Genomic DNA, 12,300 nt, shown 5'->3' on the forward strand with positions numbered 1-12,300 from the left:
CGCTGTGGACGTCGTCAGACATGCACGTGGAGTTGGGGAAGGAATCAGTTCGCAAAGACGCCAATGGCCATCGACGCAACAACGGGAACGATCCCGAGCAATACGAAAGCGGGCAAGAAGCAGGCGGCCAACGGCGCCACTGCACGCACCCCGGCGGATCGGGCAGCTATCTCAACCGTTGTTTGCCTTCGGCGCCGTTCATCACGAGCGACAGCTTTCAGGACTTCAGCAATCGGTGCCCCCGATACCGCGGAACGCTGAAAGGCCGCACTGACACGTGCGAACTCAGGACCTAGTGCGGCCTCCCGCCAGGCACTTGAAGGAGCAGCCCCAAATTTCAATGCCGCAGCCACGCGCTGCAGATCTTCGGAAGCTGGATAAGCGCTGGCTCTTGCAACAGCTGACAGGGCGGACAACAAGGGCGCACCAGAGGCAAGGGTGGCGGCGAGAAGATCGCACACCGATGGCAGTTGGCGTTCGAGCTGCGTTCGCCGGTCGCGCGCCTGGCGTGACTCAAGTCGGCTTGTGAACCTTCGTGTGACGATGACCGCAAGCAGTCCCAGGACAATGCCCCAGAAAGAAGCAAGCAGAACAGCGATGCCGATGCCCAGTGCGATGGCAGCCAGGTCGGCCACCGGGAGCTGCTTCGACCTCAGCTTTTCATTGCTTCGGACGACCGACCGCAGCCGAGCATGACTCGGCTTGGACATGACCAGCCAACAGGCAGCGGCCACAAGTAGAGCAGCTAACGCAATCACAACTGCCGCTCCACCGCGCGCACGAGTTGTCTGGACCACAACCATCCCGAGGCGGTGAGCAGCAAGCCGCCAGTGGCACACATCAGTCCAATGGGGTTACCCAGCAACCAACCCATTGGGTCGGCTCCCAGGCTGATACCCATAAAAATGCCGACGACCGGAAGCAGCGAAAGCACCCGCATGGTTGCGCGCGGGGATGCGAGCTCGGCGTTCAATGTGGCTTCCAACTCTTCCCGCGTGCGAGCCGACTCAGCCAACATTGCTACTGCCTGGCTCAATCCACTTCCTGTATGTGCTGCGACTTCCCAACAGGCAGCCAAGTGCCCCAGCACCGGCTGTACCTCGGCGTCGATGTGAAGAGCGGTAGCCACATCCCCGCCAATCCGTAACGCGGCCAATGCAGTTGGCCAGGCGGGCGGCACTCCCGCTGAACGCGATAGTGCCACGGCCGGCGCCTGGCCCGATTGCAGTTCGGCTTCCAAACTCGCCAGCGCATCGATGACTCGATGCGATTGCGCTGCTCGCTGGCGAGACTGGGAAAAGCGCGACTGCAAGGCCTGCACAAGTGGGGCTGAAGAGCTGGAGTCCCGCGGAAGACTGAGTTGGTGGAGTCGGTGGATGCTCTCGCTGGGCCAGGCCAAGAGCACAGCGAACATGACCAGGACCCCAATGGTCAGATTGAACATTGCAAGGCGATGTGTGCCGGTGGAGAACTGGACGCGAGGACTTCAGAGAGTTGCTGCATGCCTTCACCAGGCTCAAGCCGCGTACCGACTCTGATCAACGCAGCGCGAGCGCGAACACGCGAGTGCTCGTCGAGTACAAGCACATGAACGCCTTGCACTACACGCAGACCAGTTGAGTCTCGTGCGAGGTGGATCACGACGGACAGTCCAGCAGCAAGCAATGCGTGCACGGCTTCGCGTCCGAGTCCGGCTTGTAAGCCAAGGGCTTCGATGCGTGCTGGCACATCGGCAGCCGAGTTGGCGTGGATCGTGCCGCAGCCACCCTCATGGCCAGTGTTGAGGGCAGTGAGCAAGTCGATCACTTCAGCACCGCGAACCTCGCCAACCACGATGCGATCGGGGCGCATGCGCAGGGTTTGCCGAACAAGACTCTGCATAGTGATCGCGCCGGCACCTTCCAAGTTCGCCGGGCGCGCCTGCAGTCGAATGGCATGCGGATGATCGGGTTGGAGCTCAGCAGAATCCTCGACAATGACCAGCCGTTCCTGAGTTGGCATGAGACCAAGCAAAGCCCCAAGGATCGTGGTCTTGCCTGAACCAGTTCCGCCACTGATGAGGAAGGCCACTCGCGAGTCGATGACCGCTCGCAACCATGCAGCGCCTTCTTCATCGACGCTTCCAGAACTGACAAGATCGTCCAAGGTGAACGCGCGAGCGCGTGGGATGCGAATTGAGATCAGCGTGCCATCGAGGGAAATGGGAGCGAGCACGGCGTGCAGCCGAATGCCGGACTCCAAGCGTGCATCAACGAAGGGGCTGGCTTCATCAAGACGTCGACTCACACTTGCGGCAAGTCGCTGCGCGAGGGCACGGACCTCTTCCTCACCTGAGAATGTCAATGCAGCACGCTCCATGCCGCGCCCGCGATCGATCCACACCTCGTTCGGTCCGTTCACCAATACATCGGTGACATCAGCTTGATGGATCAGGGCCTCCAGCGGCCCAGCACCGAGATACTCACGGCGTAGCTCGGCAATGAGCGACATCAGCGCTCCTTCGCCGAGAACGATGCCTTCGTCGAGAAGTGCAGCCGAGACCTCCGCGGGTGAGGTCTCAGAATGATTGATCACCAACCGAGATCGGACGCGATCAGCCAGTCTCATGACACTGGCAATTCGGTAGCCAATTGCATACAGGCCCTCGCAAAGGCACCACTGCTCACTTCACCCAACTCACCGGACGCAGCGACCGCACTGTCGTGCGGAAGGGTGCCGAGCACCGGCTGGCCTAACGCTCGGCTCAGATCGCTTGTCGCGATACCCCGATCAGTCTGCCGCGCGATCACTCGAACACTGCTCCAGGTCTGGCCCCAATGTTCAATGCAAATTGCAGCGGCTGCGATCGCGCGAATGCGCGTGGGCACCACGCACCACAATTCGGCCGCGATCTGGGTCGGCCACCACTGATCAACACTCAACGCCTGGGCCCGCGGGAGATCCACGATGAGGCAATCGAAGTTCTGCTGGCCCAGATTCAGGATGGACTCCCACGCCTGCGACGTTGCCTGCAAGAACGGGCCGCGGCTCGCTGATACCAATGGAATTCCACTCGGCGAGGGCAGGCTTGGCAGCAGACTGTCAGCGTTCAATCGACCCGTGAGGTTGGTGAGTTCAGACCAACGAGTGCCCGCTTGCGCCTCAGCCCCGAGAAGGAGATCGAGACCGCCGCCGGCGAAGTCACCATCGACCAACAGCGCTTTGCGGCCGAGCCGGTGTTCAGCAGCCGCCAAGCCAACAGCCAAGCTTGACGCACCCGCGCCACCACATGCACCGGTGACGATCACCACTCGACCCTTAGCACCAGGGGCAACTGCCGGCCGAGTGAGCAGTTCGGCTAACCATGCATCGGCCGCCGGCAACTCGACAAGCTGCTCGGCACCGAGCGCAAGAGCCGCTTGCCACGCTCTGGAAGGCGCATCTTCCTGCTGAAGTGGCTGCCATCGCAGGATGCTCACAGCTCGCCGTTTGGGCAGACCGATGAGTGCCTCGCAAAGATCATCACCAATGAGGAGCTGCTCGCGCAGATCCCATTCAGCGCGAGCGTGTTCCACATTCTCGGCGACTTCAAGGCCCAATCCACCGGCGCCAGCGAGGCTTCGCACGTGCTCGCTGAGTTGTCGATTCGCGGTGATCAGCAGTGGTCTTGCATCCATGGCCTGACCCTCGCCGGTGGGCAAGCACAGATATTCATGGCCTGGACGACATGTGGACACACCGGAGCAAATTGGTTGATGTGGATGACTGAGTTACCGTGGATACATGTCGACGGCAGCTTTCTTCGACCTCGATAAGACCATTCTGGCCAAGTCGAGCGCCTTCGCATTCGCTCGTCCCTTCTTCCGCGGTGGGCTCATTGGTCGGCGCGAAGTGCTGCGCAGTGCCTACGCACAGCTGGTCTTCGTCACCTCAGGTGCTGACGAGGACCTGATGGCTCAGATGCGCTCGTACGTCTCCAATCTCGTCATTGGCTGGGACGTCGAGACGGTTCGGTCGATTGTTGCCGAGACTTTGGACACGGTGATTGATCCGATGGTCTACCAAGAAGCCGTGGATCTCATCGCCGAGCATCGCGCTGCCGGTCACGAGATCGTGATTCTCTCTGCATCGGGCACAGATCTGGTGGAGCCCATCGGTGCTCGACTCGGCGTCGATGTGGCGATCGGTACTCAAGTTGCAATCGAGCATGGTCGCTATACCGGCGAGATTCTGTTCTACGCCTATGGCGAGCAGAAAGCCGAAGCGATGCGCGCTCTTGCAGCTGAACGCGGCTATGACCTTGCCGACTGCTACGCCTACAGCGATTCACAGACTGATCTGCCAATGCTGCGAGCAGTCGGACATCCAGTGGCAGTGAACCCAGATGCCGCACTTCGCGAGGCCGCAATCGATTCTGAGTGGCCGATCATGGATTTCGCGCGACCCGTCGGACTCAAATCTCACTCAAAGCAAATCGCGGCCACCAGTTCCGGCCTGGTCATTGGCGCCGTCGCATTGGGCCTGGCCTGGTACGCGATTCGTCGCTACGCACGCGCAACAAGCCCCTCCTGATCCTTCGGGATAGTGTCACCGCTCGTGAGCCAGGTCTTTCAACCAGCGTTCCTTGACCAACTTCTCGCGCGGAAAGATGTCGCGGCAGCACTGCTGGGAGCCCGCGAGGACATCGATGCCGTGTTGTGGCGGCGAGACGTTCGCGCTGCAGCTGCTGAAGTGGCAGCCGCATCGGCTCAACGCGGGGCGCACGCTTCGGCAACCATTGACGGTGCTGATGTAGTGGTTGCAGAAACCTCGCCGATGGGCCGGGTGCTCGACAGTGCGCTGCGCCTCACGGCAGCGATTCCCGGACAGGTCGATGCATGGGGCAAGGCGCCATTGCAGGTCATCGCTCATCTGCATGCCATTACTTCAAGTGAATTTCAGCCGGCAGACTCACTGGGCCGGCCACGCTCGAGCGATGAAGCCGATGATCCGCTCCGCATTGGAAGCCTTCCGCCAACGATCGACCTTGCACCGCATTTGATGGCGATGGCGAGTCTGGTGACCAGAAGGACTGATCTGCCAGGCCTGCTCACCGCAGGGCTGGTTCACAACGAGATCTTGTGGTTGCGGCCTTTCGCTTGGGGTTCTGGTCTGATCGGCAGGGCCCTGGTGCGCTGTGTGCTCGCTGAACGCGGGCTGGATCCCTCCTTGTTCACCATTCCCGAACACGGATTCGTTGAAGCGGGTCGACCTGCCTACGTGAAGGCGATCAAGAACTACGGATCTGGAACCGCAGACGGTGTAGCGGAGTCGCTGTTGTGGTTTGCTACATCGTGCGCGATGGGTGCTGCCGCCGTAACGGTCTAGCCCAGGAGCACCCATGATCCTGTTGAGCGTGATTAGGTACTCAGATGAGCGAAACCATTGCAAATCTGGCCAGCGAGGATCGGCGCTTTCCGCCGTCACCTGAATTTGCAGCACAAGCCAACGCCAAACCAGGCATCTTTGAAAGCGCAGATGCCGACCGATTGGGCTTCTGGGACGAGCAGGCACAACACATCAGTTGGGAACAGCCCTACAGCGCTGTGCTGGATTGGTCGAAAGCGCCATTCGCGCATTGGTTTGTCGATGGTCATCTCAACGTTTCCTACAACTGTGTTGATCGCCATGTTGAAGATGGCTTCGGCGATCAGGTCGCGCTGCGATTTGAAGGAGAGCCAGGGGATCGTCGCGATCTGACCTACGCCGATCTGCTGCGCGAGGTCAGCAAGACAGCAAATGCCCTGACCTCACTTGGCATCAAGGCAGGCGATCGGGTTGCGATCTACCTTCCGATGATTCCGGAGGCCGTCATCTCGATGTTGGCGTGTGCCCGCATCGGTGCACCGCACTCGGTCGTCTTCGCTGGCTTCTCCGCTACCGCTCTTCGCAATCGCATTGGCGACGCTCAGGCCTCGCTCGTTATCACCTCCGACGGTCAATACCGGCGCGGAGCCGCAATGCCGCTCAAGCCCGCAGTTGATGAAGCCATCGCCGCGCCTAGTCCCGTTGCCAAAGTCATCGTTGTGAAGCGCACGGGCGGCGATGTTGATTGGGTCCAGGGCCGCGATCTGTGGTGGCACGACGTAGTCGATGAGCAGCCAGAAGTGCATGCACCCGAGGCCTTCGACAGCGAGCATCCGCTTTTCATTCTTTACACCTCTGGTACCACCGGCAACCCAAAGGGCATCTTGCACACCTCCGGTGGCTACCTCGTGCAGGCCGCCTACACGCATCGGGTGGTCTTCGATCTCAAGCCCGACACCGATGTCTACTGGTGCACCGCAGATATTGGTTGGGTAACTGGCCATTCGTACGTTGTCTACGGACCTCTCGCAAATCGCGTCACGCAGGTCATCTACGAAGGCACGCCAGATACGCCAGCGCGCGACCGGTGGTGGGACATCGTTGAACGCCACAAAGTCTCGATTCTCTACACGGCTCCAACAGCAATCCGCACCTGCATGAAGTGGGGCGATGAATTGCCGCAAAGTCACGACCTGTCGTCTCTGCGCGTGCTCGGATCAGTCGGCGAACCCATCAATCCAGAAGCGTGGATGTGGTACCGCGAGGTGATTGGACGCAACAATTGCCCGATCGTTGATACGTGGTGGCAAACCGAAACTGGCGGCATCATGATCGCTCCACTGCCCGGCATCACGGTGTGCAAGCCAGGCTCCGCAATGGGCCCCATTCCTGGTATCAGTGCAATAGTGGTCGATGACCATGGTGCTGCCGTTGAACCCGGCTCTGGTGGGTACCTCGTGCTGACTGAGCCTTGGCCCGCAATGCTCCGAGGTATCTGGGGCGACAACGAGCGCTACGTCGAGACCTACTGGAGTCGTTGGCCCAATGTCTACTTCGCCGGTGATGGATCAAAGCTAGATTCCGACAACGCCATCTGGATCCTGGGTCGAGTTGACGACGTCATGAACATCTCAGGCCACCGGATCTCCACTACCGAAGTGGAGTCAGCGCTGGTGTCTCATCCAAAGGTCGCTGAAGCAGCAGTCGTCGGTGCCGAAGATGAACGCACTGGTCAAGGTATTGTTGCCTTCGTAATTTTGCGTGGTGACGCCGAAGACGGCCCAGACTTGATACAGGAACTGCGCAATCACGTCTCGCATGAGATCGGTCCCATTGCCAAGCCTCGACAAATCCTGATTGTCGCTGAATTGCCGAAGACTCGATCAGGGAAGATCATGCGCCGCCTGCTTCGTGATGTGGCAGAGCATCGTGATCTCGGCGATGCGACGACCTTGGCGGACCCAACCGTGATGAACCTGATCTCAACTGGTCTTGCACAGGGCAAGGGCGAGGACTAACCCCTCGCAGCCTGTCTTTCTAAGCCTCGGACTTGAAGACAGACTTCAGGTCAATCGTGGAGTCCTCTGACGCCAGCAATGTCACTTCGTCACCGGCCTGCAACACGGTCTCCCCTCGAATCTGCACCAGACTGCCAGCCCGCGTGACAACGCTCAACCAGGCTTCGTCGGCGATCGGCAGATTCTCAACCCGGCAGCCGTCAGCGATTGATCCAGCGTCAACGCTGTAGTGCAGCAATCCGCCGGGTTCATTCTCAAACCGCACGCCCATCGTCCAGGGCTGCGGATTCACTTCCGTCAGGCTTAATTTCAGCCATTTCGTGACGGCGGGTATCGATCCGCCTTGGAAGATGACGGAGAACGTGACGACGATGATGATCAGGTCACGCGCGTATGCCGCATCTTCAACGCCAGAACTCAGGATGTAGGTGCCGAGCAATATCGGAACCGCGCCCTTCAACCCAGCCCAGAGCACAAAGATGCGCTCGTTCCTGGCAAGCCTGATCGGCAGGAGAACGAGGCCGACAAGTACCGGCCTGATCACGAATGCCAGTGCAACTGCGATGGCAAGCCCCACAAGCCACTCACTGCCGCTGAACAGTGAAGAGACATCAACCGTGAGCCCAAGCAATGCAAAGGCGACAATTTCGCCCAGACTCGCAAGCGCGGAGTGGAATCGCTGGATCTCTCGTTTGAATGGCACGCGGCCGTCAGCCATCACCATCCCGGCGATGAAGACGGCCAAGAAACCGGACCCATGCGCGATGGTCGTAACACCAAAGATCAGCCCAGCACCGGCCAGCGTGCGAATCGAATACAAGCCCTCACTTGGCAGCGCCACACGTTGCGTCATCCAACGCAGCGCCAATCCACCCAAAACGCCGAGCAATGACCCCACACCCATCTGGAGTACAAACTCAAAGGCGCCCTCAGCGACGGCCTGAAAACCGGAACTCGCCGTGCTCGCTGCAAGCAGAGCGACCATCAAGGCAATGCCAACTGGATCGTTCGCCCCGGACTCACCTTCGAGGAGTACGTCCGAACGTCCGCCGATCGCCCGCTTGCCCAAGACAGAGAAGACGACCGCAGGGTCAGTTGGAGCTAGCGCTGTGGCAAGCAGCATTGCGAGCAACCACTCCATGCCAAACGCGTAATGCACCAGGATGGCGAGAGCGGCAGCCGTGACGAGCGTGCCCACAACGCCGAGCCACGTGATCGCCCGCCCGTTGCGACGGAACTGACGCCAGCCGATGTGCATGCCACCGTCGAACAAGATGAGGACTAGCGCAACGCTCACCGCGCCTTGAACTACTGGAATAGTGATATGGGAAAGCTGGGGAATCAGCTCTCCCAGAATCGCTGCGGCGATAAGAAAGAGAGCGGGTGCAGGAATCCGCGTGTAATTGCTTATGCGATTGGACAGGACCGCGACGACTAACCCGAAAGAGACCACGGCGATCAAAGCGCCGAGTGAGACCGTGTCTGTCATTTACTCGTACTCCGCTTCCGGCTCGTCCGTTCGGCTGATCGTACTGACACCCTTCGGCAAGGACAGTCGCGATTCTTGGGCGCAGGTTCTGAACTGAACTAGTGATCGGGATGGTTTTCATCAGCATGCAAGGCCATTCATGGGCTGGCCCATCACCAACTAGCTCGTGGCGATTCTCCAACTGAGATGGTCGCGCCGGACGAGGACCGGTAGCCTCAACTCATGCCTGACAGTCCCCAACCCAGCATCATGGATCTGGTCACCAAAACCGTAGGTGATGCCAAGCGCCTCGCGAAGGCTCAACTTGCTCTAGCGCAGGCAGAGATGAAGGCCTCGCGCAATGCAATGACCAGCGCCACCATCCTCGGGCTGGTCGCCCTGATTTCGGCGCCCTTGGTATTCCTCTTCCTGCTCTTCACGATCGTCTACGTCCTGGTGCAACTGGGCCTGCAGACTTGGGCTGCCTTCGGCATTGTCACGCTGTTGTTGCTCGCCGTCACCGTGCTCGCAGCGCTGCTCGCTAGAAATCAGGCAAGCAAGATCAAGGGGCCAGCACTCGCGATTCGTGAACTGGCAAGAACTTCAGAGGCGTTCGCGCCAACAGATACACCTTCCTAAAGGTGGCGCTCGCTGAGCGCGTCATCCGCGCGCCCGGACCTTGGCAGCATCGTGATGTCTTTGCCAATGGCGCGCGATTTCACGTAGTTGAGATGGGTGAAGGCCCAGCCGTAATTCTCCTGCACGGCTTTCCAACCTTCTGGTGGACTTGGCGTCAGCAACTCACTGCGCTGTCAGCTGTTGGCTACCGGGCCATCGCCGTGGACATGCGCGGCTACGGCGGTTCCGACCACCCGCCGCACGGCTATGACCCATTTACTCTGGCTGCCGATATTGCCGGGCTGACGCGCAGCTTGGGTGAGGAGCGGGCGGTCATCGTCGGACACGGCTGGGGTGGCCTGGTTGCGTGGGCGATGTCAGTGATGCATCCCGAAGTCGTTGAGGCCATCGTCCCGATTGCAATGCCGCATCCTCGAAGCTTGCGCGGCAATGTGCTGAAACACCGACAATGGAAGCAGCTGATGTACGCAGTGGGTTTTCAAATCCCCTTGCTACCAGAGCGCAAGTTGGCCAAGCACAACGGTGCTCGCATCGAGAAGCTGATGCGCAAATGGTCGGCGGATGACTCATGGGTTGACGAGCAATCCGAGGTCTATCGCGCTGCGTTCAGTCGCTGGCCGACTGCGCACACCTCAATCGAGTATCACCGCTGGGCCATCCGCTCGCTTCCTAGAGCAGATGGCCGACGCTTCTACTCAGCAATGAACCAGCCAGTCGCTTGCCCGGTACTGCATATCCAAGGTGCTCACGATCCGATGTGCCTGGCGCGCACGAGTCGGGGAAGCGATGCCTGGTGCACGAACACCTATGAATGGCATGAACTCCCCAGCGGTCATTTCCCGCACGAGGAAATTCCAGAAGCAGTGAACAAGCTTTTGCTGACTTGGCTTCCGACGCTGCCGGGCCATCGGGCACTCGAGAGTTGAGTACTACTCGCGCACGACACAACTGCCGGTGTTCACGGCTTCCCGCGCCTTGCTGCCAGACACGATTGCTGGCTTCAGTTCACTAGAGGCTATGGCGAAGCCCGTGCTTGCATCGCCAATGCCAGAACCAAACACCATGCCGAGCACGGCGCCGTCCGGGGCCAGAAGAGGACCGCCCGAATCTCCAGGGATCACATTGCCCCTGAAGGTGATCACCTGTCGTTGCACTCCGGACTTGCCATAGATGTCATCGCCGCGGGCATTGACGAGTGTCCGGATCCGCGCTGGCAGTATCTGCAAGTCGCCACCACCGGGATAGCCAATCGCAACCGCGTCAGAACCGGATTCAGGTGGAGCCGTGCGCAAAGCCAATGCGGGCACGGAGATCGCGTCGATACGCAGGGCTGCCACATCGAGTTTCGGATCGAAGTAGACAACCGATGCCGGCCATCGCTGCCCACCCACTTGCACTTCAGGTTCAGTGACTCCAGCAACGACGTGGGCATTGGTCAGGACGAAGCCTTCGCCGACAAAGAAACCTGAGCCAGAAAGACTGGTTCTGCACTCCGGTGCTAGACCAACAACGCGAGCAACGGAACTCGATGACTGCTGAATGACCGGTGATTTCACGAGTGAGTCATCGGGCGCAGAGACTTCGGGGCCGACAATTTCAGCCAATGTTGAGAAGACTCGCGGCAGCGCACCCTCGCCAACCGCATCACGCAGGTGAATGAAGGCATCACGCACCTGATCCGGAACGATCGCATCCAAGGTGGTGACCACCTTGGACTGCTGAATCATTGATGTCGCCTCAGTTCGCGGCAGCATCGCAATGGCGCTCGCCAAGATCCAGATCATCACTGCGAGCGCAAGCACATTGAGCGCAGCGCCAAGGATGTTGTCGACCAGCCTTGCTGGTTGCCAGGTGATGGCATCGCGCAGCCAACGGCCGAATATGGAAGTCAAAGCCTGCCCCAGCAGTGCGGAAAGCAGGATTGCGCCCATCAGGATGACGGCACGCATCACGCCTTCGCTGACCCGTGCAGAGATCACTTCTGGCAGCAGGAATGCCGCAAGCAGGCCGCCGCCAAGGAAGCCAGCAAAGGAAAGCATCCCGGCAACAAAGCCCTGACGCCATCCAGCCCAGGCAAAGACGACGACTGCACCGATGAGCACCCAGTCGACCAGAGTCACTAGCCACGTCCCGCAGTGCGCACGAGTTTGGCAGCGATCTTGGGATCAGTTGGCCCTTCGCCGTATGAAGGGCACCAGCGGGCAAGGGTGCAGGCCCCACAGGCTGGGCGAATGGCGTGACAGCGACGTCGACCATGCCAGATCACCAACTGCGAGGCCTTGGTCCAGTCCTTCTTGGGCCACAGCACCATCAGGTCGCGCTCGACCTTCACCGGATCCGCGTGGGTCGTCCATCCAAGCCGTCGAGCGATTCGTCCCAAGTGAGTGTCAACGGTGATTCCGGGTAGACCAAAACCTTCCCCGAGCACCACATTCGCCGTCTTGCGACCCACTCCGGGCAGCGTGACAAGTTCCTTCAGAGTTCTGGGGACCTCACCATCGAAACGCTCTTCGAGTTGTTGCCCCAGCGCTTGCAAGGTTGCCGCCTTGGTTCTGAAGAATCCCGTTGAGCGGATGATTCCCTCAATTTCAACTCGATCCGCTGCTGCAAAATCGGCTGCCGAGCAATACCGTGCAAACAGTGCAGGGGTCACCTTGTTGACCCGGACATCGGTGCACTGGGCACTCAGCACAGTAGCTGCGAGCAATTCCAGTGGGCTCGTGAAATCCAATTCACACCTCACATCGGGGTATTGCTCCTCAAGGGCACGGAAAACAGCACGAAATCGCCGCTTTTGTGTTGCCAGCTCCACCACCCAGACAGCGTATGCGTCCGGTTCCTGGCCAGCCG

12 protein-coding genes are annotated in these 12,300 nt (G+C 59.9%); 5 read left to right on the top strand and 7 right to left on the bottom strand.

Translation table 11 applies throughout. From position 1 onward, the window contains the following. Positions 1 to 44: 44 nt before the first annotated feature. From Q7L55_02075 to Q7L55_02090, 4 genes are all read right to left on the bottom strand, one after another. Positions 45 to 635 (bottom strand): type II secretion system F family protein, encoded by a 591-nt coding sequence (locus Q7L55_02075; GenBank protein ID MDO8731350.1) that lies wholly within the window; start codon positions 633 to 635, stop codon positions 45 to 47. Positions 636 to 754: 119 nt separating this feature from the next. After that, positions 755 to 1,444 (bottom strand): type II secretion system F family protein, encoded by a 690-nt coding sequence (locus tag Q7L55_02080; GenBank protein MDO8731351.1) that lies wholly within the window; start codon positions 1,442 to 1,444, stop codon positions 755 to 757. Next, a complete protein-coding gene (locus Q7L55_02085; GenBank protein ID MDO8731352.1) occupies positions 1,432 to 2,607 on the bottom strand; it encodes a TadA family conjugal transfer-associated ATPase in 1,176 nt (391 codons plus the stop codon). The genes Q7L55_02080 and Q7L55_02085 overlap by 13 nt, the downstream gene beginning before the upstream one ends. Then, the gene (locus Q7L55_02090; GenBank protein ID MDO8731353.1) at positions 2,604 to 3,656 is read right to left on the bottom strand and encodes a hypothetical protein; all 1,053 of its coding nucleotides are present in this window, start codon (positions 3,654 to 3,656) and stop codon (positions 2,604 to 2,606) included. The genes Q7L55_02085 and Q7L55_02090 overlap by 4 nt, the downstream gene beginning before the upstream one ends. A gap of 106 nt (positions 3,657 to 3,762) precedes the next feature. Here Q7L55_02090 and Q7L55_02095 point away from each other — a divergent pair, with 106 nt between their 5' ends. From Q7L55_02095 to acs, 3 genes are read left to right on the top strand one after another with little or no spacing between them, the layout of a single operon-like run. After that, on the top strand, positions 3,763 to 4,551 hold the full coding sequence (locus Q7L55_02095) for an HAD-IB family hydrolase (GenBank protein ID MDO8731354.1): 789 nt from the start codon (positions 3,763 to 3,765) through the stop codon (positions 4,549 to 4,551). 24 nt (positions 4,552 to 4,575) lie between these two features. Continuing rightward, positions 4,576 to 5,346 carry an oxidoreductase gene (locus tag Q7L55_02100; GenBank protein MDO8731355.1) on the top strand — a complete coding sequence of 257 codons (771 nt, stop codon included), beginning with the start codon at positions 4,576 to 4,578 and terminating at the stop codon, positions 5,344 to 5,346. 44 nt (positions 5,347 to 5,390) lie between these two features. Then, positions 5,391 to 7,343, top strand: a complete 1,953-nt coding sequence (gene acs / locus Q7L55_02105; protein MDO8731356.1) for an acetate--CoA ligase — start codon at positions 5,391 to 5,393, stop codon at positions 7,341 to 7,343. 19 nt (positions 7,344 to 7,362) lie between these two features. Here the strand turns inward: acs and Q7L55_02110 are convergent, their stop codons facing one another. After that, on the bottom strand, positions 7,363 to 8,832 hold the full coding sequence (locus Q7L55_02110) for a cation:proton antiporter (protein MDO8731357.1): 1,470 nt from the start codon (positions 8,830 to 8,832) through the stop codon (positions 7,363 to 7,365). A gap of 222 nt (positions 8,833 to 9,054) precedes the next feature. Between Q7L55_02110 and Q7L55_02115 the strand changes: the two genes are divergently transcribed. Both Q7L55_02115 and Q7L55_02120 read left to right on the top strand, forming a co-directional pair. Then, a complete protein-coding gene (locus Q7L55_02115) occupies positions 9,055 to 9,450 on the top strand; it encodes a phage holin family protein (GenBank protein MDO8731358.1) in 396 nt (131 codons plus the stop codon). A gap of 2 nt (positions 9,451 to 9,452) precedes the next feature. Next, the gene (locus Q7L55_02120) at positions 9,453 to 10,376 is read left to right on the top strand and encodes an alpha/beta hydrolase (GenBank protein MDO8731359.1); all 924 of its coding nucleotides are present in this window, start codon (positions 9,453 to 9,455) and stop codon (positions 10,374 to 10,376) included. A 3-nt stretch (positions 10,377 to 10,379) separates the two neighbouring features. Here Q7L55_02120 and Q7L55_02125 read toward each other — a convergent pair whose 3' ends face one another. Further along, positions 10,380 to 11,570: a MarP family serine protease gene (locus tag Q7L55_02125; GenBank protein MDO8731360.1), complete on the bottom strand. Its 1,191-nt coding sequence runs from the start codon at positions 11,568 to 11,570 to the stop codon at positions 10,380 to 10,382. After that, entirely contained in the window at positions 11,570 to 12,265 is a 696-nt protein-coding gene (gene nth, locus Q7L55_02130) for an endonuclease III (protein ID MDO8731361.1), read from the bottom strand. The genes Q7L55_02125 and nth overlap by 1 nt, the downstream gene beginning before the upstream one ends. Between the last annotated feature and the right edge of the window lie 35 nt (positions 12,266 to 12,300).

The organism is Actinomycetota bacterium, from assembly GCA_030650795.1.
Classification (GTDB): Bacteria; Actinomycetota; Actinomycetes; order S36-B12; family S36-B12; genus UBA11398.